Genomic DNA, 21,480 nt, shown 5'->3' with positions numbered 1-21,480 from the left:
TACCGCCATATGCATCCAATACAAATTGGTGCATAACATATACGCACATTCGTATCGCCGAGGTGACCTGCTTGGCCCAGACCCTGCCGTGGTTCGTCCGTGCCCGACTGAAGACGCGGCAATTGATGCTGCTGATCGCGATCGACGAGGAAGGCAACATCCACCGCGCCGCCGAGACCCTGGCGATGTCGCAGCCGGCCGCCTCCAAGCTGCTCAAGGACCTGGAGGAGATGCTGGGCGTATCGCTGTTCGAGCGGCTGCCGCGCGGCATGCGGCCGACCTGGTACGGCGAGAGCATGATCCGCCACGCGCGCATCGCCCTGGCCAGCCTGGGCGAAGCCGGCGCGGAGATCGAGGCGCTGAAGGGCGGCTGGGCCGGCAGCGTCGCCATCGGCGCGATCGCCGGGCCGGCGATGACCCTGCTGCCGACCGCCCTGGCCCGGATCACCCGCCAGCACCCGGAGCTGCGCATCTCGCTGCTGGGGGAGAGCAGCGACGTGCTGCTGGGGCGGCTCGAGAAGAACCGCCTCGATTTCCTGCTGGCGCGGCTGTTCGAGCGCCACGACAAGCGCCACCTGCACTACCAGGCCCTGGCCGAGGAGGAGGTCTGCGCGATCGCGCGCTCGGGCCATCCGCTGCTGGCGCCGGGCGCGGCCGACCTGCGCCAGCTCGCGCAGGCGCGCTGGATCGTGCCGCCGGAGGGCAGCGTGCTGCGCCATCGCTTCGAACTGATGTTCCGCGCCGCCGGGCTGCAGCCGCCCCGGCACGTGATCGCCACCGCCGCGCTGGTGTTCATGACCAAGATGCTCGAGGAGAGCGACTACGTGGCGGTGGTGCCGGTGGACGTGGCCCGCCACTACGCCGCGCATGGCGTGGTCGCGATCCTGCCGCTGCAGCTGTCCTGCCGCATGGACTCGTTCGGGATCATCACCCGCACCGACTGGCTGCTTTCGCCGGGCGCGCGCACGGTGCTGCTGGCGCTGCAGGAGGCGGCCGCGGAGATCTACGGCACCCCGCCCTCGCCGCACGCATGACCGCGCCGGCCGCGGCACGGACCTGCCGTGGCGCGCGGTCGAAAACTCAATCGTGGAAGTCGTCCACCACCGTGCGCCGTCCGAGCATGAAGGCATCGGCGACATGGCGCAGCGGCGCGGTGTCCACGTCCGAACGGCCGCTGGCGACCAGTTCGGCGAAGCGGCGGTACAGCATCGGATACTCCTGCTCGGGCTCGTCGTGCACGCGCACGCCATCCACCGACAGCCTCGCGCCGCCCTCGGAGAGCACCATCTCCCCGGCGTCGGTACGGGCGACGATGTCCCATTGCTGCCGGCCGGTCTGGCGCCAGTCGAACTCGGCGACCAGGTCCAGGCCCTGCGCGTCGGTGAGGGTGATCGAGGCAGCGATCGGTGCCTCGCGGTTGCCGGGGAACTCCAGCGTGGCGGCAGTGGCGAACACCGGCCGCGGCAGGATCCGGGTCACGATCGACAACGCGTTGATGCCCGGGTCGAACACGCCCAGTCCGCCGGCGCGCCAGATCCATTCCTGGTTCGGGTGCCACTGGCGCACGTCCTCCTTCCACGCCACCCGCATCGATCGGATGCGGGTACCGGCGAGGAACTCGCGGGCGGCCTCCACCGCCGGCGCATAGCGCGAATGCCAGCTGGCGAACAGGGTCAGGCCGCGTGCGGCCGCCATCGAAGCCAGGTCCTCGACCTCCGAGAGCGTGGCGCCCGGCGGCTTCTCCAGGAATACATGCTTGCCCGCCGCCAGCGCCTTGGCCGCCGCCTCGTAGCGGTACTGCGGCGGCATGCACAGCGAGACCGCCTGGATCGCGGGCACGGCCGCCAGCATCTCGTCGATCGAAGTGAAGTTGTCGATCCCGTCGACCTTGCCGTGGCGGCTCGCCGCGGCGACCAGCCGGTAGCCGGCGTTGGCGGCCACCGCCGGCAGATGCTGGTCGCGCACGATCTTGCCGACGCCGACTATCGCGAGGTTGATGGCTGGCACGGATGCAGTCTCCTTGGAATGGGTTCGGGGACGCGAAAGCCGGAGCGCTCCCGGCCGCCGTCGTTTTTCAAGATAGCAATGCGGCGAGGCGGCTCAGGCACGCGCCAGCGCGGCGGCGACCTCGTCCCAGCCGCAGGCACGGCCCGGCGCGGCGAAGCGGTAGTGGATGCGGCGCCGGAACACCGTGCCCGGGCGCAGGATCGAATCGGGGAAACCGCTGCGGTTGGGCGCGTCGGGAAAGCCCTGCGGCTCCAGGCACAGGCCGCGGCCGATGCCCGGGTGCTGGCGGTCCAGGGCCTGGCCGCCGTAGAGCTGCAGCGCCGGCGCGTCGCTGTCGATGCGCAAGGCGATGCCGCTGTGCGGCGAGTACAGCATCGCCGCGTGGTCGCGGGCGGCGTCGAGCACCAGGCAATGGTCGTAGCCGCCGCCGCGGCGCAGCTGGGGATGGTCGCCATCGAAGGCTGCCTCCAGGGTCCGGGCCACGCGGAAGTCGAACGGCGATCCGCCCGCGTCGGCCACGTCCCCGAGCGGGATCAGTGCCTCGTCGACAGGCAGGTAGCCGCTGGCCGGCACCTGCAGCCACTGCGCCGATTCGGCTACCGCCGGATCGCCGGCGAGGTTGAAGTACGGGTGGTGGGTCGGATTGAACGGCGTCGGCGCGTCGGTGGTCGCTTCGAAGTCCAGCTGCAGGTGCGCGCCGTGCAGGCGGTAGGTCGCCGAGACCTCGAGGTTGCCGGGATAGCCCTCCTCGCCGGCGGGCGAGCGGTAGCGCAGCGCGAGCAGGTCCTGTTCGTGCGCCTCCACCGTCCACAGTCGCCGGCCGAAGCCGAGCATGCCCCCGTGCAGGTGGTGGCGACCTTCGTTGGCGCTGATGCGGTGCTGGCGACCGTCGAGCTCGAAGGTCGCCCCGGCGATGCGGTTGCCGAACCGGCCGACCAGGATGCCCAGGTACGCCGGATCGCGGAAGTAGGCCTGCGCATCGGCCAGGCCGAGGACCAGGGGCGTGCGCCCCTGCGCTCCGGAAAACTCCAGGCGGCCCAGGATGCCGCCGAGGTCGAGGATCTCCGCCGACAGCCCGTGCCCGCCGCCGAGCCGGAACGCCTGCACCGCAGTGCCATCCTCGAGCCTTCCGAAGGGCCTGGTCCGGGTCATGGATGCCGCCGCCTGTTGCCATCGGCCGCGATCCGGCCGCGCGCAGCATAGCCGCCTTGCGCGGACGCGCCACGCGGGCGGTCGACATTGCAATACCGGTATTGGTCTACGTCCGTTTGTTATTTTTCGAGCATATCCCCGCCGGGTAGCATCGCCCCGACAACCGGCCGGCGCCGCGCCAGGCGCAGCACCGCACCGGCCGACCCCCCAAACCGGGCAAGGGATCCCGCGCGCATGAGCGACTCCAGCAAGCCCCCCTTCCGCAGCCGCCGGTGGTTCGGCCGCGAGGGCAAGCAGGGCTTCTACTACCGCAGCTGGCTCAAGGGCCTGGGCCTGCCGCACGACCTGTTCGACGGCCGCCCCGTGATCGGGATCTGCAATACCTGGTCGGAACTGACCCCGTGCAACAGCTCCTTCCGCGAGCTGGCCGAACACGTCAAGCGCGGGGTGTACGAGGCCGGTGGCTTCCCGCTGGAATTCCCGGTGATGTCGCTGGGCGAGACCCAGGTGCGGCCCACCGCCATGCTGTTCCGCAACCTCGCCTCGATGGACGTGGAAGAGTCGATCCGCGCCAATCCCATCGACGGCGTGGTACTGCTGATGGGCTGCGACAAGACCACCCCGTCGCTGTTGATGGGCGCGGCCAGCGTCGACCTGCCGACGATCGGCGTCTCCGGCGGGCCGTCGCTGTCGGGCAACTGGCGCGGCCGGCCGCTCGGTTCGGGCACCGGGGTGATCGAGATGTCGGAGATGGTCCGCGCCGGCACCCTGTCCCAGGACGAATTCACCGAAGCCGAGGCCTGCATGCAGCGCTCCAAGGGCAGCTGCATGACCATGGGCACGGCCTCGACCATGGCCAGCATGGTCGAGGCGCTGGGCATGTCGCTGCCGGAGAACGCGGCGATCCCGGCGGTGGATTCGCGCCGCTTCCGCCTGGCGCACCTGTCCGGCCGCCGGATCGTGGAGATGGTGCGCGAGGACCTGCGCATGTCCAAGGTCCTCACCCGCGCCGCCTTCGCCAACGCGATCCGCGCCAATGCCGCGATCGGCGGCTCGACCAACGCGGTGATCCACCTGCTGGCGATCGCCGGGCGGCTGGGCGTGCCGCTGTCGCTGGACGACTGGGACGAACTCGGCTCGCGCCTGCCCTGCCTGGTCAACCTCAAGCCATCGGGCGAATACCTGATGGAGGAGTTCTTCTACGCCGGCGGCCTGCCGGCCGTGCTGCGCGAGGTATCGCAGCACCTGGACCTGGACGCGATGACGGTCAACGGCCGCACGCTGGGCGAGAACATCGCCGAGGCGCCGTGCTGGAACCGCGAGGTGATCCGCCCGCTGCAGCAGCCGCTGCGCGCCGAGGCCGGCATCGCCGTGCTGCGCGGCAACCTGGCGCCCGACGGCGCGGTGATCAAGCCATCGGCCGCCTCGCCGCACCTGCTGCGGCACCGCGGCCGGGCGGTGGTGTTCGAGAGCATCGAGGATTTCAAGGCGCGCATCGACGACGAGGCGCTGGATATCGACGAGACCTGCGTGATGGTGCTGAAGAACTGCGGGCCGCGCGGCTACCCGGGCATGGCCGAGGTCGGCAACATGCCGCTGCCGCCGAAGCTGCTGCGCCGCGGCGTCACCGACATCGTCCGCATCTCCGACGCGCGCATGAGCGGCACCGCCTACGGCACCGTGGTCCTGCACGCTTCGCCGGAGGCGGCCGCGGGCGGGAACCTGGCCCTGGTGCGCGAGGGCGACTTCATCGAACTGGACGTACCGGGCCGGCGGCTGCACCTGGACGTGGACGACGCGGAACTGGCGCGCCGGCGCGCGCAATGGTCGCCGCCACCGGCACCGGTGCGCGGCTGGGCCAAGCTGTACGTGGACCATGTGCAGCAGGCGCACCTGGGCGCCGACCTGGACTTCCTGGTCGGCGGCAGCGGCGACGGGGTCGACCGTGATTCGCACTGACGCTTCTCCCACCCCTTCCGCGGCCGTCCGGGCGGCATCGCCGCGGCACGGAAGGGGGCTTTTTCTTCGGCCATGAGCGCGGCCACGCCCGGCCCGGCAGTCGGCCGCCGCGGTTTCATCGGCGCGCTCGGCACCGCCGCACTGGCGCCCTGGCTCCCGCGGCAGGCATGGACGGCGACGGCGGCAACGGTGGCCGCCGAGCCGTTTCCGCTGTCGGCGATCACCCTGGGCGATGGCGCCTTCGCCCACGCCAGCGCGCTGAACCTGCGCTACCTGGCCGCGCTCGACATCGACCGCCTGCTGGCGCCGTACCGCGCCGCGGCCGGGCTGCCTCGGCGCGCGGACAACTATCCCAACTGGGAATCGATGGGGCTGGACGGCCACACCGCCGGCCACTACCTGAGCGCACTGTCGCAGCAGGCTGCGCAAGGCCACGCCGGCATGCGCCAGCGGCTGCAGGCGATGCTCGCCGGGCTGGCCGAATGCCAGCGCGCGAACGGCGACGGCTACCTCGGCGGCGCGCCGGACGGACGCCGGCTGTGGGACCGGATCGCGGCCGGCGACTTCCAGGCCGAGGCGTTCTCGCTGGAGGGCGCCTGGGTGCCGTTCTACAACCTGCACAAGATGTACGCGGGCCTGCGCGATGCGTGGTGGGTGGCCGGCGAGGCGCGCGCACGCGACATGCTCGTCGCCTTCGCCGACTGGGCCGATGCGCTGGTGGCCGGCCTGGACGACGTGCAACTGCAGCGCATCCTCGACACCGAGCACGGCGGCATGAACGAGGTCCTGGCCGACGTTGCCGCGATCACCGGTAACCGGCGCTATCTGGCCCTGGCCCGGCGCTTCAGCCACCGCGCGATCCTCGAGCCGCTGCTGCGCGGCGAAGACCGCCTGGATGGCCTGCACGCGAACACCCAGATCCCCAAGGTGATCGGCTTCGCCCGCATCGGCGAGCTGGACGGCGATGCGGCCTGGGTCGACGCGGCGCGCTTCTTCTGGGATACGGTGGTGCAGCGGCGCAGCATCGCCTTCGGCGGCAACAGCGTTCGCGAACACTTCAACCCGGCCGGCGACTTCGCGCCGATGGTGGCCTCGCGCGAGGGCCCGGAAACCTGCAACAGCTACAACATGCTGCGCCTGACCCAGCTGCTGCACCGGCTCGGCCCGCAGCCGCGCTACGCCGACTTCTACGAGCGCACGCTGTACAACCACATCCTGTCGACCCAGCATCCCGGGCACGGCGGCCTGGTCTACTTCACCCCGGTGCGGCCGCGCCACTACCGGGTGTATTCGCAGGCCCAGGAATGCTTCTGGTGCTGCGTGGGCAGCGGCATCGAGAACCACGGCCGGCATGCGGCCTTCACGTATACGCATGGCGACGGCGCACTGGCGGTCAACCTCTACATGGCCTCGCAACTGCACTGGCGCGAGCGCGGACTGCTGCTGGAGCAGGAAACCGGCTTCCCCGAGCAGCCGCGCAGCGTGCTGCGCCTGCGACTGGAGGAACCGCAGGCGTTCGCGCTGGACCTGCGCCATCCGCACTGGCTGGACGGGCCCATGCGGGTCAAGGTGAACGGCACGCCGTGGCCACTTTCCTCGACGCCGGCGTCGTGGGCGCGCATCGAGCGCCGCTGGCGCGACGGGGACACCGTCGAGGTCGAACTGCCGATGCGCACCCGCATCGAGAACCTGCCCGACGGTTCGGACTGGGTGGCGGTGATGCACGGCCCGCTGATGCTGGCCGCGCGTACCGGCACCGAGGACCTGGAGGGACTCGTCGCCGATTCCGGCCGCGGCAGCCATATCGCGCCCGGGCCGTACCAGCCACTGGACCGCGCGCCGATGCTGGTCGGCGAGCGCGATGCGCTGGCCGCCGGCATCGTGCCGGTGGCGGGCGAACCGCTGGTGTTCAGCGCCGACGTCCTGGTCCGCCCGGCCGGCTCCGGCACGCTGCGCCTGGAGCCGCTGCACCGCGTGCACGACACGCGCTACATGGCCTACTGGCGGACCACGACCGCGGCCGAGTATCCGGCGGTACTGGCCGCGATCGAGGCCGCGGAGCGCGAACGCCAGGCGCTGGACGCCCGTACCCTGGACCGGGTGCAGCCCGGGGAACAACAGCCGGAGGTCGAGCATGGCTACCGCGGCCGCGACTCGGCCACTGGTATGCACCTGGGCCGGCACTGGCGCGATGCGGGCGACGCATTCGCGTATCGCCTGTCCGTGCCGCCCGGCCGCGGCGGCGACACCCCGCTCGCGCTGCAGCTGACCCTGTTCGGCGGCGAGTGGCAGGCGGCGATGGACGTGCAGGTCGACGGCGCCACCCTGGCCACGGTGCTGCTGGACGGGTCGAGCGTGGACGACTTCATCGAGCGCCAGGTCGCGCTGCCACCGGCGCTGGCCGAGGCCGCGCGCGAGGGCGGCATCGAGGTGCGGTTCGTCGCCCGCGACGGGCGCCGCACGCCACGGCTGTTCGGGCTGCGGCTGCTGCGCGTCGACGCTTCGCCCTAGCGGTCAGCGCCTGGCGGACGTGCCGCAGGCACGCGGCACCGGTCCGGTACGCCGCGACCGATTGCGGTGCACCGCGACCGGCCGGCGTCGATCAGCGCGGCTTCAACCCCACCACCGCGACCGAATGCGGCGGCAGCCGCAGCGTCGTGCCATCGAGCTTCACCGGCGCCGGGGCCACGGTCCGCGCCGCATCGAAGGTGTTGACCGAATCCATGCGCGGCGCGGCCAGCACCTGGCCGGTGGCCGATGCGGCATCGAAGCCGGGCACGTCCAGGCCGATCTCCACCGGGCGCGTCGCGTCGACGTTGGTCACCGCCACCCACAGCATGCCCTGCGCGTCCTTCGCCGCGATCGCGTCCACGCGTGGCAGGACGATGTCGCCGACCTTGTAGCTGCCCTTGTCGAAGGCCACCGGCACGAAGGTCGCGTCCTGGAACGGTACGTACATGTGGAACACGTGGTACGTCGGGGTCAGCAGCATCTTCTCCTTGTCGGTGAAGATCATCGCCTGCAGCACGTTGACCATCTGCGCGATGTTGGCCATGCGCACGCGCTCGGCGTGGCGGGCGAAGATGTTGATGTTGAGCGCGGCCAGGATCGCGTCGCGCATCGAGTTCTGCTGCACCAGGAAGCCGGGCGTGCTGCCTTCGGTGGGCGCCAGCCACGAGCCCCATTCGTCCACCACCAGCGCGACCTTCTTCTCCGGGTCGTACTTGTCCATGATCGCCGAATGGGTGCGGATCAGCTGGTCCATGCCCAGTGTTTCCTGCAGGAACTTCGCGTATTCGGCCTCGCCGAAGCCGGTGGCCTTGACGCTCGGCGGCCAGCCGTTGACGGTGTAGTTGTGCAGCGACAGGCCGTCGAGGTTCCAGCTCCAGACCCGCTCGGACCAGGCCTTCATCACCGCCTCGGTGTACTCGGTCTTGGCGCCATCCGGGCCGACCGCGATCTGCTTCATTTTCTGCGACGGGTCGTAGTTGCGCGTGTAGCGCGCGAACACCTTCATCAGGTCGACGTAGTAGTCGCCGGACATGGCCCCGCCGCAACCCCAGTTCTCGTTGCCCAGGCCGACGAACGGCACCTGGAACGCTTCCTTGCGGCCGTTGGCGATGCGCTCCTTGGCCAGCGCGGTCGGGTGCACCGCGGTCATGTACTCCAGCCAGTCCGCCGCTTCCTGCACCGTGCCCGAGCCGACGTTGACCGAGATGTAGGCATCGGCGCCGACCTGCTCGATGAAGTCGAAGAACTCGTGGGTGCCGAACTCGTTCGGCTCCATCACCCCGCCCCAGTTGGTGTTGACCATCGCCCGGCGCTGGTCCTTCGGGCCGATGCCGTTGCGCCAGTGGTACTCGTCGGCGAAGCAGCCGCCCGGCCAGCGGATGTTCGGCACCTTGAGGTCGCGCAACGCGGCGACGACGTCGTTGCGGACGCCGCGGGTGTTGGGGATTTTCGAATCCTTGCCGACCCAGATGCCCTCGTAGATGCCATGGCCGAGGTGCTCGGCGAACTGGCCGAAGATGTGGCGGTCGATCTTCGCGCCCGGCTTGCCGGCGTCGACCTTCAGCACCACGTCCTGGGCGAAGGCGGGAACCGCCGCGATGCTGGCGATGGCCAACAGGGTCGAACGGATGCGCATGGACCTCTCCTCTGGACTCGGCGGATGCAGCGGCGACCGGCGCGGCTGCGAAGCGGGAACCGGAGGGGCATGGGACAGCGCGGGATACCGCCCCGGCGGGCGGTGGCCGTCGGATCACGCACGCGGCCGCCACCGGGATGGTTCGACGCGCCACGCGATCCGGTCCGTCCCGCCCTCTCCCCGGGCCGGACCGTCCCCGACAATGCGTGATCCCGTCGATTCGATCCAATGACAATTGCCCGGTTTTTGATATCCGGATTGCTATCGAAGAGGCGGGCAGTTCCAGCGCGCAAGGACGCCATCCGGAGAGCATTCGATATCCGGATTGCTATCGAAGAGGCGGGCAGTTCCAGCGCGCAAGGACGCCATCCGGAGAGCATCCGCCCGCGGCAATGCCGGGACCGGCGAACCGCTGGAAAACAGGGGGGATGAAATCCACTGCGCCCGCGAAGGGGGGAACCGCAGTGGTGGGCGGTACAGGGTTCGAACCTGTGACCCCTACCATGTCAAGGTAGTGCTCTACCGCTGAGCTAACCGCCCGGTGCTGCACACGCTGCGCGGATTGCCCGCGTCAGGGGCGCGCATTCTACCCCGCCGGCGGGGCCGGCCACAACCGGAGCCGGCCACCCGTCCAAGCCCGGGCCAAGCGGCCCGTAGAGCCGGGCTTGCCCGGCTACCCACGCCTGCCTGAGAAGAGGGACGGGGAAGGCAGCGGGGCGAGCCCCGCTCTACGGGTTGATCGCGGGGTGGCGGCGCGGAACCACGGGCGCCGGCGCCTCAGCCGGCCAGGCTGGCTTCCTTCAGCCGCCGGATCTGGTCGCGCACGCGGGCGGCGTCCTCGAACTCCAGGTCGCGGGCGTGCTGGTACATGCGTTGCTCCAGCTCCTGGATCCGGCGCGCCGCCTGGACCGGGTCCATCGCCGCGTAGTCTGCCGCCTGCTCGGCCACCTGGCGCGCGGCCGCCTTGCCGCGCGACTTCCCGCCACGGGACTCCCCGGGCTCGGCCCGCGCGCCCTCCATCACGTCCATGATCGGCCGCACCACCTGCCGCGGCACGATGCCATGGGCGGCGTTGTACTCCTCCTGCTTCTCGCGGCGCCGGTTGGTTTCCTCGATCGCCGCCTGCATCGAGCGGGTGATCCTGTCGGCGTACAGGATCGCAGTCCCGCGCAGGTTGCGCGCAGCGCGGCCGATGGTCTGGATCAGCGAACCGGTCGAGCGCAGGAAGCCCTCCTTGTCCGCGTCCAGGATCGCCACCAGCGACACCTCGGGCATGTCCAGGCCCTCGCGCAGCAGGTTGATGCCCACCAGCACGTCGAACTTGCCCAGGCGCAGGTCGCGGATGATCTCCACCCGCTCCACCGTCTCCACGTCCGAGTGCAGGTAGCGCACCTTGATCCCGTGCTCGGAAAGGTAATCGGTGAGGTTCTCGGCCATGCGCTTGGTCAGCGTGGTGACCAGCACGCGGTCGCCGTCGGCCACGCGCTTGTTGATCTCGCTCATCAGGTCGTCGACCTGGGTGGCGACCGGACGGATCTCCACCTTGGGGTCGACCAGGCCGGTCGGGCGCACCACCAGCTCCACCACCTGGTCGGCCGCCTCACGCTTCTCGTACGGGCCCGGCGTGGCCGAGACGTAGATCGAGCGCGGCGCGCGCGCCTCCCATTCCTCGAACTTCAACGGCCGGTTGTCCAGCGCCGACGGCAGGCGGAAACCGAACTCCACCAGCGTCTCCTTGCGCGAACGGTCGCCTTTGTACATCGCACCGATCTGCGGGATGGTCACGTGCGACTCGTCCACCACCAGCAGCGCGTCGGCCGGCAGGTAGTCGAACAGGGTCGGCGGCGGCTCGCCCGGCGCCTTGCCGGTGAGGTGCCGCGAGTAGTTCTCGATGCCCGAGCAGTAGCCGACCTCGGCCATCATCTCCAGGTCGAACTGGGTGCGCTGCGCCAGGCGCTGCGCCTCGACCAGCTTGTTCTGCGCGTACAGCAGCTCCAGCCGCTCCTTGAGTTCGACCTTGATCGTCTCGATCGCGGCCAGCACCCGATCGCGGGTAGTCGCGTAGTGGGTCTTCGGATAGATCGTGTAGCGCGGCAGCTTGCGCAGCACCTCGCCGGTGAGCGGGTCGAACAGCGCGATGTTCTCGATCTCGCCGTCGAACAGCTCGATCCGCACCGCCTCGGCGTCGCTTTCCGCCGGATGCACGTCGACCACCTCGCCGCGCACGCGGAACGTGCCGCGCTGCAGCTCGTACTCGTTTCGTGTGTACTGCAGCTGGGTCAGGTGGCGCAGCAACTCGCGCTGGTCGATGCGCTCGCCGCGCGACAGGATCAGGCGCAGCGACAGGTAGTCCTCCGGCGCGCCCAGGCCGTAGATCGCCGAGACCGTGCCCACCACGAGCGCATCCGAACGCGACAGCAGCGCCTTGGTCGCTGCCAGGCGCATCTGTTCGATGTGGTCGTTGATCGAACTGTCCTTGTCGATGAACGTATCGGTCGAGGGGATGTAGGCTTCCGGCTGGTAGTAGTCGTAGTAACTGACGAAGTACTCGACCGCGTTGTTCGGGAAGAACGCCTTGAACTCGCCGTACAGCTGCGCCGCCAGGGTCTTGTTCGGCGCCATCACCAGGGTCGGCTTCTGCACCGCCTGGACCACGTTGGCGATGGTGTAGGTCTTGCCCGAGCCGGTCACGCCGAGCAGCACCTGCTTCGCCAGCCCGGCGTCGAAACCCTCGATCAGCTTGGCGATGGCCTGCGGCTGGTCGCCCGCCGGCGCGTACGGCGACACCAGTTCGAAACGCTCGCTCATGCGCGGTGCGGACCGTGTTCAGGGGGACTGGCCAGTATAGACAACCCCACCGTACAGACCCCGTACCTGCCGCAGGCATCCCCCCCCCTTGTAGGAGCCCACTTCAGGGGGCGACCCGAGGCCGCCGGAACGCAGCCCCGCTCAACGCATGCCTTTCCGGAGACCATGCGTTTGCCCGCAGCACCCCCGACGCCGCCGGGTCGCCCCCTGAAGTGGGCTCCTACAACCGCTGGGACCTATTCCTACAGGACGCACCTGCAAGCCGCCGATACCGCCGGTCCGCCTCCCGGCCGATCCTGAACACCCCGAGCGAAAAGGATTTCGCCCATGCGCAAGGATGCGCCGGGACATGTCGCCGGGTTCAGCCTGGTGGAAACATCGATCGTGCTGGCCGTGGTCGCCATCCTGGCAGGGCTTGCCCTGCCGGGGTTCCAGGAAACGCTGCGCCGCCAGCGTGCGGCGACTGCCATGCACCAGGTTGCCACGCAGCTGTCGCAGGCGCGCAACACCGCCATCGCCCGGCGGGTGCCCGTGACCGCCTGCCCCTCCCTGGGAGATGGTCGCTGCCGCACCGAACCGGACTGGAGTGCCGGCTGGCTGCTCTACCTGGATCCGACCCGCAGCCCCCAGCCACGCGGCAACGACGACATCCTGCGCCAGGAGCGACAGCCGCTGCACGAATCCGTACGGGTTTCGGCCACCGCCGGGCGCATGCGCGTGCGCTACCAGCCCGATGGACGCAGCGGCGGCAACAACCTCACCCTGCGGGTATGCAGTGCCGGGGTGCTGCGCGGCGAAGTCATCGTCAACAATGTCGGCCGGGTCCGGACCCGGCGCCCCGCTTACGAGGCGCCCTGTCCACCGGCATGAGCCGCCCGGGCCGCGCCGCCGGCCAGTTCAGCCAGCATGCGACGCCGCGGCCATCCGACCCGTCCGGCGCGGGCCTGCCCGCCAGTGGACGTCGCGCAGCCGGCAAGTCTTGCCCGGCCACTGCCCCTGCCCCTACAATGTGCGCCCCCGCCCGAATAGCTCAGCCGGTTAGAGCACTTGACTGTTAATCAGGGGGTCGTTGGTTCGAGTCCAACTTCGGGCGCCATATACGGAAAGGCCGCGAGCGATCGCGGCCTTTCTTCATTTCCGGCGGTTGCGCCGCGACCTGCTCACCAGCATTCGGCCAGCGTCGCCGTCCCGCTTTCGGTCTTCAGGCCGGTGTTGCTGACTGACAGGTTGCCGCAGCGGTCACTGGCCTGCGGCCCCAGCGCAGTGGCGGTCAGCACCAGCGCCGTGGCGGTCTGGGTCGAAGCGGCCAGGTTGTAGCGCGCCGTCGCCCCGGCCTCGCGCGGGGAGACCGCCACGGGCAGGGTGAAGCCGACGTAGGTGTTGTTGACCGTGAAGTAGCGCTCGGCCATCTGCATGTACTCGACGATGTCGGCCTTGGCCTGTGCACGCCGCGACTTGCGGATCTGCTCCTGGTAGGAGGGCACGGCGATCGAGGCGAGGATCGCCACGACCGCCACCACGATCATCAGTTCGATCAGGGTGAAACCCCCGGCCACGCGCCTGGCGTTCCCGCTCAAGGTAGTCGCGCTGTCCATGTGCCCCCTCCGGTTCATCGCACCTGCCTCCAGGACTGCCTGCCGCACGGCCGCGGCAGGTACATCGGCGGCGCACCGGCCACCCGCACCACCATCGAGCACTGTGCACCCAGCGCCGCATCGATATCAGCCTGGCTTGCGCCCGCCGCCAGCGGCCCCACCCGCGGCGTGGTCAACACCGCCACGTCCTTGACCGGCGCAGTACCGCCCGTGTTCAGCGCCACCGCGCCGGTGGCCGAGGCCGGCTGCGGACCCGTCGGGGAACCCATGCGCACGTAGGTCATCGCCGCGCCACCGCTCAGGGTGTTCAGGCCGTAGAGCCAGTTCTTGCCCGCCACGGAGCAGTCCGAGGCCTGCGCCACCGACGGTTCGTAAGTGGGGAAGAACACCATCCCGCTCTCGATCCTGGGATAGCCGACGAAACGCTCGCCCGCAGGCAGGTCGATGTACCAGCCCGACTTGCCGGCGGTCATCATGTTGTTGCTCGTCTCGCGGAAACTGCCGGCGTCGACCCCGACCGTCTGTTGCAGCAACTGGCCACGCCCGGCAACCGCCACGTCCTTGTCGAGGACGCCGTATATGGACTGGACGCCCTGGTCGAGCGGGTCACCCGTGAACGCAAAGCTGCCGGTGCCGAAGTAGACCATCACGCCGCCGCCAGGGCCCCGCGCCACGGTCAGGCCACCGGTGATCGACTGGCGCTGGCCGCCGGCGTTGGTGGCCGCGAACAGCGGGCTTCCACCCAGCGCCACCGCGTTGGTCAGCAGGTCGAACTTCCACACCGCGCCATTCTGATCGGCTGAATACACCGTGTCGGCATAGCCGTCGCCGCCGTTGATCCAGGCGGTGTTGCCGGCGTTGCGGCGCTTGAGGTCCACCACCGAGACATTGCCCAGGCCATTGTAGGCAGGCACCGGGGTCTCGGATGCGACGATGGTGGTGGTGGCGCCCGTGGCCAGGTCGACCACGAACAGGCTGGCCCGCTGGCTGGTGCTGTTGTAGCCGTTGCCGAAGATCGCCTTCCAGGTCACCGTCCCGGCGGTGTTCTTGAACGGCACGATCACCGGCTTACCGAGGACATAGCCGATGTTGTTGGTGATGGCCGGCTTGCTGGCGATGCGGTCGTTGATCTCCCACAACACGGTGATCGCCGACGGATTGGTGATGTCCAGCGCGAACACGCTGCGACCACCCGCCCCGGATGTGCCCACGGCAACCGTCTTCCAGCTCCCGCCGATGAAGGCGTCGGAGACGGTCACCGGCCCGTCGACGAAGTAGCGGTGTTCGAATTTCTGGTTGTTCTTGTCCGCGGCGACGTACGGGAACAGCAGGTTGCCCATGTGGCCCAGGGCCGTGGCCGGGATGTAGGCGAAGTCTTCCTGGCCGCCGCTGCCACTGTCACGACCATCCACGACGTGGAACATGCCGTCATTGGCGCCGAACAGCACCAGCGGTCGGCCGGTGGCGGCCTTGCTGGTGAGGAAAGTCGCGTAGGTCGAGCCCAGGGTGCCACCAAGATTCCTGTAGCCGTAATCATCGGTGGGCACCGATACCACAGGCGAGGAATTGACGATGTCGCCGAGGATCGTGGTGCGCGTCCGCAGCACCCCTTCGTCCACACGGCTGCCACGCAGGTAGGCGACAGCACGATTGATGTTCATGCCGCCACCGGCCAGACCGGTGATCGAGGCGGTGCTGCAGGCGACGGTCCTGAGCGGATCCGCAGCCGAGCACAGGCTGGCAAGGGTCAGGTTGGCGGCGTTGAAATCCACCACGGTCGGCACTTCGCTGGTGGTAGTCACGCCGTGGCGGATGGTCCTTGCGGCCGCACCCTGCGCTTCGATCCTTGCACTGGCTTCCCAGGCATTCACCAGGGTCACCTCACCGGTGATCGGATGACTGCTGACCTTGATGGCATCCAGCTTGCTGTACCAGTCGGTGCCGTTGTTGGTGGATTCGTAGCGGGGCTCGACCACCAGCGATCCTGCACCCACGCGAGCACCGGTGACGCCCAGCGTGCCGGACGGGGTGGCGCCTTCGTTCACGGAAGCCAGGATGCGGCGCATCGCTTCGGTGATTTCGGCGGGCGAGGAGGCATTGATGAACTCGCCGCGCGAGTTCAGCGCCGCGTGCCAGATGTCGTCGACGTTCTCCGGCTGCAGGTTCATGGTTCCGGTCGCGCCCCAGGCCGGTGGATTGGCGTAGGGATCGTTGGTTGCCGGCATGTTCACGTCGAACACCGCACCGCGCGCACCCAAGGTGACGCCGTAGAAGTTCATGTGCAGGTTCTTGTTGCAGTCCATGCCGTTGGGAGGCGATCCCGAGCACGCCTGCGGCACCGGCACCATGCCGGCCGTCAGGTCCGGGCGCAGGTTGGTGTTGTAGCCATACATAGCGTAGTCGGCGATGGTGTTCGACGATGCAACACCGCCACCGTAGGGTGCCGTAAACGCGCCATCGACGTTGCCCACGTTCCAGTAGCCGGACGAATCGATATCGTTCGTGTAGCCGTCGGTGAACAGCATGCCGCCATTCTTCTGGCACTGCAGCTTGATCGGCGCATTGGTATCAGTGCGCATGAACTGCCTGACCAGGCGGGCGGTGGCACGCCGCGTGGGCGTGTTGCCGGACGCATTGAGGTTGCGCATCGCCGCATACAGCGCGTCGCGTTCGGTCTGGACACCCATGTCACGCATGGCGACGTTCGCGTCGTTGCTGTCACCCTGCGAGGCCGGCGGCGTATTGATCTGGAAGTAGCCGATCCGCATCTTGGTGAAATCCGACACCGAATGCGTCATCGCGGCGATCATCGCGCGGTTGCGGTTGCCGTAATAAGTCCACCAGTTGGCGAAGTTCTGCACCGCCGCGGCACCGCCGGTGGTGAAATTCGACGCCACGTAGTCATAGCGGTACATGTCCGCGCCCAGCGGACCCGCTCCCTTGACCAGCACGCGCTTGCTGGTGTCGAAACCAGGCGGCGGCGTAGCGTCGGTATCCAGGTACACCCGTGCCGGGTAATAGCGGAACTGCGTCGAGCAGTCTGAAGTGAAGGTCTTATCCGCTGTCAGCGTACGCCAGCCGAGATTCGTACTGCCCGTTTCACGGTTACAGCTCTTGTCGTTGTTGTAATACGTACCGGCCGGCATCACCTTGCCGCTATGCCAGGTCTCGGTCGTGGTGAGACTATTGGTGAAGTCGTAGGTCGTGAACGGGGTCGCCGCGCCCTTGCCGGACCCGCGCGGATCTTCTGCCGCGGCAGCGGTGTTGGAGTTCGCCTCCAGCGTGCCGGTCGAAGTGCGCCACGGCAGGTAGGTCGAATGCGGATTGAAGAATGCACGGTTGTACTCGGGATTGCGCAATGCACCGTAGTAGTCGGCGTCCAGCCCACCATCCATGTGCTTGGTGACAGAAGTGCCACCGGACGAATTCAGCACACCAGTGGTTGCATTGAAGAAGCTGCGCGTCGTGTTGTTCAGGTAGCCCGGACCGGTAGCAGTCCTGAACAGAGTTTCGTCCGTGCTCATCGACCCCGAGTTGTCCACCGCCATGATGAACGCCGGCGGGATCACGTTGGTGATGTTCATCGGCGCCTGTGCCAGTTCCGGCGGCGGCGGCGCGGCGGTCGCCAGGTACAGGCCATAGCCGCCGCCAAGCACGGCGACCGCGGCGGAGACGGTGATGAGTCGGGTGCGACGGGATGCCATGACTGGCTCCTCAGGGTCGGAAGATGGTGTCGACCGCCGCGTTGGCGGTGGCCGCAGGATTGGTGGCGTAGGTGGTGACCTGGAAGACCCGGTTGGGATCCTCGGTGACCGGGCGGACCCCCATGTCCATGTCGGCATTGCCGGAGATGCACTGGCCGATCTCGCGGATGCTGACCCAGTTGGCCTGCGGCACCAGGTTGGACAGGCCGGCAGCCCAGTCGCTGGGATCGAAGCCGTCCTCGCACGACTGCTGGATCGGCGCGGTGCCAGCGGCGCACACGCCATCGCGGTTGACCACGCCCTCGATGAAGCACTCGCGCAGGCGCACGTCGGCTTCGGCGGTCTGGAATGCCACATTGGTCGCCAGGTAGTTGGCGGCCATGCGCTCCTGCAGTCCGGCCACCTGCATGCCGACGATGCCGATCAGGGCCAGCAGGACCAGGATCATCAGCGCCACGTACAGCGCCGCGCCGCCCTGGCGCGAAGGACGCCCCGAGCCGGGCCGGAATCCATGGGACTTGGGCTTCGGATGCATGGCGGTCAGTTTCCGTAGAGGCGGTTGCGCAAAGCGATGGTGGATTCGTACACCGCGCGATAGCGCCCGTCGGCCGCCGGTGCCTGTGCCTCGCCCAGCAGCATCGGCGTGATCTGGCTGGCCTGCACGGATGCGGCACGGTTCGGGCTGGAAGCGAGCAGGCCCACCTGCACCTGGCCGATGCGGAGCCAGCGGTCCGCAGTCGCGCCGACGTCGGTGGCCGTGCCCTGGGTGGCGATGTAGCCGCTGGGGAGCGCCGGGGCCGCGTTGCGGTCGATGCCGTAGCGGAACTGCAGGTTCTCGATGCCCTCCACCAGCTCTTCGCTGGCGGTGGTGCCATTGGCATTGATGCGGGCACGCCACAACGACGGCTGGCCACCGGCGCCCAGGCCGATGTAGTAGACCAGCGCCTCGGCACGGTACAGCATGGTCGGCCCGCCATCGGCACTGGCCGAATACCGCCCCAGGTCCACGGTCGCCGGCGCGGTGACGCGGCCGGCCGCGGCACTGGTGGCCGTGGCTTCGAACACGTCGGCATAGGCGCAATCGCCCACGCCGAACAGGACCGGGTCTGGCGTCCCGGCGACGGTGAGCGAGGCCCAGCGCGCCGGATTGATGTCGATGGTTCGGCCCGCGGCGTCGATGGCCGTGACCGGAACGCCATCGCCTCCCAGGTAGCGCAGGACGATCGCGTCGGTCCCGGCCACGCGCGCCGGCGCCAGCACGATGCCGGGAGGAGTGGCGTTGTCGTAGCCGCGCACGGAGAAGCCGAAATCGGTCGGTCCGTTGGCGGCGAAGTGCGAGACCAGTCCGCCGGCACTCTGGCTGCGCGCCTGGTCGTTGACGCAGCCGAAGTGGCCGGCCATGCGGATATCGCGCTGCAGGTAATCCAGGGCGAAGCGTGCGTTCTCCTGGGTGCGCGACATGCCCTCGGACAACTGGTAGGCCGTGCGCGAGGCGCCGAACACCTGCACCACCCCGAGCAGGAGGATGGTGCCGATCAGCAGCGCGATCATCAGCTCGATCAGCGACAGGCCCTGGCTATGGCGGCGGGATGTCATGTTCACAGGCGCGTCACCGTGGCAAATGTGCGGTTGCCCTCGGCGGCACTGACCGTGCCATCGCCATCGGCGTCGTTCCAGCGCTCGTCGCCCCAGGTGATGGACACCGTGGCGACACCGTTGGCGAACTGGACGGTCGCGGTGGCGCCTGCGCCCAGGGCCTTGCCCATGCGGCATTCCCAGACGCTCTTGTAGGCGCCAGCCGACACCTGCGCGTTGGGCAGGCAGCCGGCCCCGGCCGTGGCCGCGTTGTAGGCGCCGGCGTACTGCCCGGCGGCGATCCGGTTGGCACGCATCTGGTCGAGCATGTCGTAGGCCAGGTTGGTGGCCTGGGTGCGCTGGTTGGCGCTCTGGGTGAAGCGCACGCTCATGGTCTGCAGCAGGGCGAAGCCGAGCAGGCCCAGGCCCAGCACCAGCACGGCGACCATCACCTCGATCAGGCTGAAGCCGGCGGCGTGCCCGCGTCCCAGCCGGTAGCAACGTCGATTCATGAACACGCCCCCTGCTCGATCCGCGACTGCCCGGTAACCCCGACCCGGATGCAGCGCGCGGGATCGGCGGCATCGGACGGGGCGACGCCGACCTGGGTGGCACCCGCCTGCGCGCGACCCTGCGCGGTGAACACGACTCCGTCCGCCGGCCCGGTGACGGTGGTCCGCTGCTTGGGCTGGATGACCTTGACCACGGTGAACACCGGTCCGCCGGCCGCCGGGATCTCATGCCAGACGACCCAGCCTGCGGCCCAGTCGGTATTGGCCACGCAGGCCGTTCCGGATGTACTGGGGCACACCCCAGCGCGGCCAATGCCACGGATGGCTTCGGTCCTGGCCAGCGACATCGAGGCCAGCACTTCGTTGCTGGTGGTGGCTACCCGGTTCGAGCGCAGGCTGCCCTGGAAACTGGGCAGGGCCAGGCCGAGCAGGATCGCCAGCACAGCGATGGTGATCATCAGCTCGACCAGGGTGAAGCCAGTCTGGCGTTCGGGCGACATGCGGTTGTTCCCCAGCGTGATGCCTCGCAGCCTAGCCCGGCCGGGGCGCGGCGCAAGCAGCTCCGGGACGAACGGTCGATCCGGCCGGAGGGGCGGAGGGGTGCAGCCGATCGGGACTCAGGCCACCACCCGATAACACGGCCTGTACTCCCCGGCGATCTTCATCCGCCTCTGCTCCACGAACGCCCGCAGCAGCCCGTCCAGCGCCTGCATCATGTCCGGCGCGCCGTGGATCTCGAACGGGCCGTGCTGCTCGATCCGGCGCATGCCGTCCTCCTTGACGTTGCCGGCCACGATCCCGGAGAACGCGCGGCGCAGGTCGGCGGCCAGCGCCGACGGCGGGCGGCCGTGGTGCAGGTCCAGCGCGGCCATCGCTTCGTGGCTGGGCACGAACGGGCGCTGGTACTCCAGCGGGATGTCCACGCCCCAGTTGAAGTAGAACGAGTCCTTGTGCGCGATCCGGGCCTCGCGCACCTTGCGGATGCCGGCGGTCATCTTCTTGGATACCGCGGCCGGGTCGCCGATCACGATCTCGTAGCGCGAGGTGGCGGCCTCGCCCAATGTCAGGCGCAGGAAACGATCGATCTGCTCGAAGTACGGCGCGGCGATCGTCGGTCCGGTCAGGATCAGCGGGAACGGCAGGTCGGCGTTCTCCTCGCGCAGGAGTATGCCGAGCAGGTAGAGGATCTCCTCGGCGGTACCCACGCCACCGGGAAACACGATGATGCCGTGGCCCAGGCGCACGAACGCCTCCAGCCGCTTCTCGATGTCCGGCATGATCACCAGGTGGTTCACGATCGGGTTCGGCGACTCGGCGGCGATGATCCCGGGCTCGGTGATGCCGATATAGCGGGTACGGCTGCGCCGCTGCTTGGCATGGGCGATGGTGGCGCCCTTCATCGGCCCCTTCATCGCGCCCGGGCCGCAGCCGGTGCAGATGTCCAGCCCGCGCAACCCGAGCTCGTAGCCGACCTGCTTGGTGTAGATGTATTCCTCGCGCGAGATCGAGTGGCCGCCCCAGCACACCACCAGGTTCGGGTCGGATGGCTGCAGGATGCGCGCGTTGCGCAACAGGCCGAACACCGAGTCGGTGATGCCGGCCGAGGAGTCGAGCTCCCCACTCACGCAGTCCTCGCCCAGCTCGATCGCGGTCCAGGCCAAGTCGCGGACGGTGGCGAACAGCAGCTCGGCCACGCCGCGGATGATTTCGCCGTCGACGAACGCCATCGCCGGTGCGTTGACCAGGTCGATGCGCACGCCGCGATCCTGCTGGGTGACCTGGATGTCGAAGTCCGGGTACAGGTCGCGCGCCGCGCGCGGGTCGTCGCTGGCGCTGCCGCTGGTCAGCACCGCCAGCGCGCAGCGGCGCAGCAGCTCGTGCATGCCGCCGGCCGACGCGTCCCGCAGCCGCGCGACTTCCGTGCGCGAAAGGACATCGAGCCCGCCGCGCGGGTAGATGCGTGCGTCCTGCACGGGCAGCGTGCTCGAAGCGGGTTGGATCATGACTGCGGGCCTCATGCC

15 protein-coding genes and 2 tRNA genes are annotated in these 21,480 nt (G+C 69.1%); 5 read left to right on the top strand and 12 right to left on the bottom strand.

The window, feature by feature from the left end; translation table 11 throughout:
- Nucleotides 1–71: 71 nt before the first annotated feature.
- Nucleotides 72–1,034, top strand: coding sequence for a LysR family transcriptional regulator (locus CSC66_RS07755; RefSeq protein ID WP_238394326.1), 963 nt, complete (start codon nucleotides 72–74; stop codon nucleotides 1,032–1,034).
- A gap of 46 nt (nucleotides 1,035–1,080) precedes the next feature.
- Here CSC66_RS07755 and CSC66_RS07750 read toward each other — a convergent pair whose 3' ends face one another.
- A complete protein-coding gene (locus CSC66_RS07750; protein ID WP_162376813.1) occupies nucleotides 1,081–2,007 on the bottom strand; it encodes a Gfo/Idh/MocA family protein in 927 nt (308 codons plus the stop codon).
- A gap of 93 nt (nucleotides 2,008–2,100) precedes the next feature.
- Nucleotides 2,101–3,159 (bottom strand): aldose epimerase family protein, encoded by a 1,059-nt coding sequence (locus CSC66_RS07745; RefSeq protein WP_162376812.1) that lies wholly within the window; start codon nucleotides 3,157–3,159, stop codon nucleotides 2,101–2,103.
- A gap of 234 nt (nucleotides 3,160–3,393) precedes the next feature.
- Between CSC66_RS07745 and CSC66_RS07740 the strand changes: the two genes are divergently transcribed.
- Both CSC66_RS07740 and CSC66_RS07735 read left to right on the top strand, forming a co-directional pair.
- Nucleotides 3,394–5,118: an IlvD/Edd family dehydratase gene (locus CSC66_RS07740; RefSeq protein WP_162376811.1), complete on the top strand. Its 1,725-nt coding sequence runs from the start codon at nucleotides 3,394–3,396 to the stop codon at nucleotides 5,116–5,118.
- 72 nt (nucleotides 5,119–5,190) lie between these two features.
- Nucleotides 5,191–7,629, top strand: coding sequence for a glycoside hydrolase family 127 protein (locus tag CSC66_RS07735; protein WP_162376810.1), 2,439 nt, complete (start codon nucleotides 5,191–5,193; stop codon nucleotides 7,627–7,629).
- A 91-nt stretch (nucleotides 7,630–7,720) separates the two neighbouring features.
- Here CSC66_RS07735 and CSC66_RS07730 read toward each other — a convergent pair whose 3' ends face one another.
- The 3 genes from CSC66_RS07730 to uvrB form a co-directional block, all read right to left on the bottom strand.
- Entirely contained in the window at nucleotides 7,721–9,265 is a 1,545-nt protein-coding gene (locus tag CSC66_RS07730; protein ID WP_162376809.1) for an alpha-N-arabinofuranosidase, read from the bottom strand.
- Between the two features lie 465 nt (nucleotides 9,266–9,730).
- Nucleotides 9,731–9,805, bottom strand: a tRNA-Val gene (locus CSC66_RS07725).
- Between the two features lie 237 nt (nucleotides 9,806–10,042).
- Nucleotides 10,043–12,073 carry an excinuclease ABC subunit UvrB gene (uvrB, locus tag CSC66_RS07720; RefSeq protein ID WP_162376808.1) on the bottom strand — a complete coding sequence of 677 codons (2,031 nt, stop codon included), beginning with the start codon at nucleotides 12,071–12,073 and terminating at the stop codon, nucleotides 10,043–10,045.
- 327 nt (nucleotides 12,074–12,400) lie between these two features.
- Between uvrB and CSC66_RS07715 the strand changes: the two genes are divergently transcribed.
- Entirely contained in the window at nucleotides 12,401–12,943 is a 543-nt protein-coding gene (locus tag CSC66_RS07715; protein ID WP_162376807.1) for a GspH/FimT family pseudopilin, read from the top strand.
- 149 nt (nucleotides 12,944–13,092) lie between these two features.
- A tRNA-Asn gene (locus CSC66_RS07710) sits at nucleotides 13,093–13,169 on the top strand.
- 64 nt (nucleotides 13,170–13,233) lie between these two features.
- Here CSC66_RS07710 and CSC66_RS07705 read toward each other — a convergent pair.
- The 7 genes from CSC66_RS07705 to ppnN all read right to left on the bottom strand — a co-directional run bounded on the left by CSC66_RS07705 (nucleotide 13,234) and on the right by ppnN (nucleotide 21,462).
- On the bottom strand, nucleotides 13,234–13,668 hold the full coding sequence (locus CSC66_RS07705) for a type IV pilin protein (protein ID WP_162376806.1): 435 nt from the start codon (nucleotides 13,666–13,668) through the stop codon (nucleotides 13,234–13,236).
- A 14-nt stretch (nucleotides 13,669–13,682) separates the two neighbouring features.
- Nucleotides 13,683–17,252 carry a pilus assembly protein gene (locus CSC66_RS07700; protein WP_162376805.1) on the bottom strand — a complete coding sequence of 1,190 codons (3,570 nt, stop codon included), beginning with the start codon at nucleotides 17,250–17,252 and terminating at the stop codon, nucleotides 13,683–13,685.
- Between the two features lie 130 nt (nucleotides 17,253–17,382).
- Nucleotides 17,383–17,907 (bottom strand): pilus assembly PilX family protein, encoded by a 525-nt coding sequence (locus CSC66_RS07695; RefSeq protein ID WP_162376804.1) that lies wholly within the window; start codon nucleotides 17,905–17,907, stop codon nucleotides 17,383–17,385.
- A gap of 5 nt (nucleotides 17,908–17,912) precedes the next feature.
- On the bottom strand, nucleotides 17,913–18,968 hold the full coding sequence (locus CSC66_RS07690) for a PilW family protein (RefSeq protein ID WP_162376803.1): 1,056 nt from the start codon (nucleotides 18,966–18,968) through the stop codon (nucleotides 17,913–17,915).
- Between the two features lie 2 nt (nucleotides 18,969–18,970).
- The gene (gene pilV / locus CSC66_RS07685; RefSeq protein ID WP_162376802.1) at nucleotides 18,971–19,459 is read right to left on the bottom strand and encodes a type IV pilus modification protein PilV; all 489 of its coding nucleotides are present in this window, start codon (nucleotides 19,457–19,459) and stop codon (nucleotides 18,971–18,973) included.
- Nucleotides 19,456–19,959, bottom strand: coding sequence for a GspH/FimT family pseudopilin (locus CSC66_RS07680; protein WP_162376846.1), 504 nt, complete (start codon nucleotides 19,957–19,959; stop codon nucleotides 19,456–19,458). Before CSC66_RS07680 ends, pilV begins: the two co-directional genes overlap by 4 nt.
- A gap of 117 nt (nucleotides 19,960–20,076) precedes the next feature.
- Nucleotides 20,077–21,462, bottom strand: coding sequence for a nucleotide 5'-monophosphate nucleosidase PpnN (ppnN, locus tag CSC66_RS07675; RefSeq protein ID WP_162376801.1), 1,386 nt, complete (start codon nucleotides 21,460–21,462; stop codon nucleotides 20,077–20,079).
- Nucleotides 21,463–21,480 lie beyond the last annotated feature (18 nt).

Origin of the sequence: Pseudoxanthomonas kaohsiungensis, assembly GCF_010211765.1 — a bacterium.
Taxonomy (GTDB): Bacteria; Pseudomonadota; Gammaproteobacteria; order Xanthomonadales; family Xanthomonadaceae; genus Pseudoxanthomonas; species Pseudoxanthomonas kaohsiungensis.
Note: the sequence above shows the minus strand (reverse complement) of the source record. Positions and strands in the feature narration are given on the sequence as shown.

What these genes read in the sequence shown, in the direction of transcription:
- CSC66_RS07705 (WP_162376806.1), bottom strand. Translation starts at nt 13,668, where the DNA reads ATGGACAGCGCGACTACCTTGAGCGGGAACGCCAGGCGCGTGGCCGGG.
- pilV (WP_162376802.1), bottom strand. Translation starts at nt 19,459, where the DNA reads ATGAATCGACGTTGCTACCGGCTGGGACGCGGGCACGCCGCCGGCTTC.
- CSC66_RS07735 (WP_162376810.1), top strand. Translation starts at nt 5,191, where the DNA reads ATGAGCGCGGCCACGCCCGGCCCGGCAGTCGGCCGCCGCGGTTTCATC.
- CSC66_RS07730 (WP_162376809.1), bottom strand. Translation starts at nt 9,265, where the DNA reads ATGCGCATCCGTTCGACCCTGTTGGCCATCGCCAGCATCGCGGCGGTT.
- ppnN (WP_162376801.1), bottom strand. Translation starts at nt 21,462, where the DNA reads ATGATCCAACCCGCTTCGAGCACGCTGCCCGTGCAGGACGCACGCATC.
- CSC66_RS07695 (WP_162376804.1), bottom strand. Translation starts at nt 17,907, where the DNA reads ATGCATCCGAAGCCCAAGTCCCATGGATTCCGGCCCGGCTCGGGGCGT.
- CSC66_RS07740 (WP_162376811.1), top strand. Translation starts at nt 3,394, where the DNA reads ATGAGCGACTCCAGCAAGCCCCCCTTCCGCAGCCGCCGGTGGTTCGGC.
- CSC66_RS07715 (WP_162376807.1), top strand. Translation starts at nt 12,401, where the DNA reads ATGCGCAAGGATGCGCCGGGACATGTCGCCGGGTTCAGCCTGGTGGAA.
- CSC66_RS07700 (WP_162376805.1), bottom strand. Translation starts at nt 17,252, where the DNA reads ATGAACATCACCAACGTGATCCCGCCGGCGTTCATCATGGCGGTGGAC.
- CSC66_RS07690 (WP_162376803.1), bottom strand. Translation starts at nt 18,968, where the DNA reads ATGACATCCCGCCGCCATAGCCAGGGCCTGTCGCTGATCGAGCTGATG.
- CSC66_RS07680 (WP_162376846.1), bottom strand. Translation starts at nt 19,959, where the DNA reads ATGTCGCCCGAACGCCAGACTGGCTTCACCCTGGTCGAGCTGATGATC.
- CSC66_RS07745 (WP_162376812.1), bottom strand. Translation starts at nt 3,159, where the DNA reads ATGACCCGGACCAGGCCCTTCGGAAGGCTCGAGGATGGCACTGCGGTG.
- uvrB (WP_162376808.1), bottom strand. Translation starts at nt 12,073, where the DNA reads ATGAGCGAGCGTTTCGAACTGGTGTCGCCGTACGCGCCGGCGGGCGAC.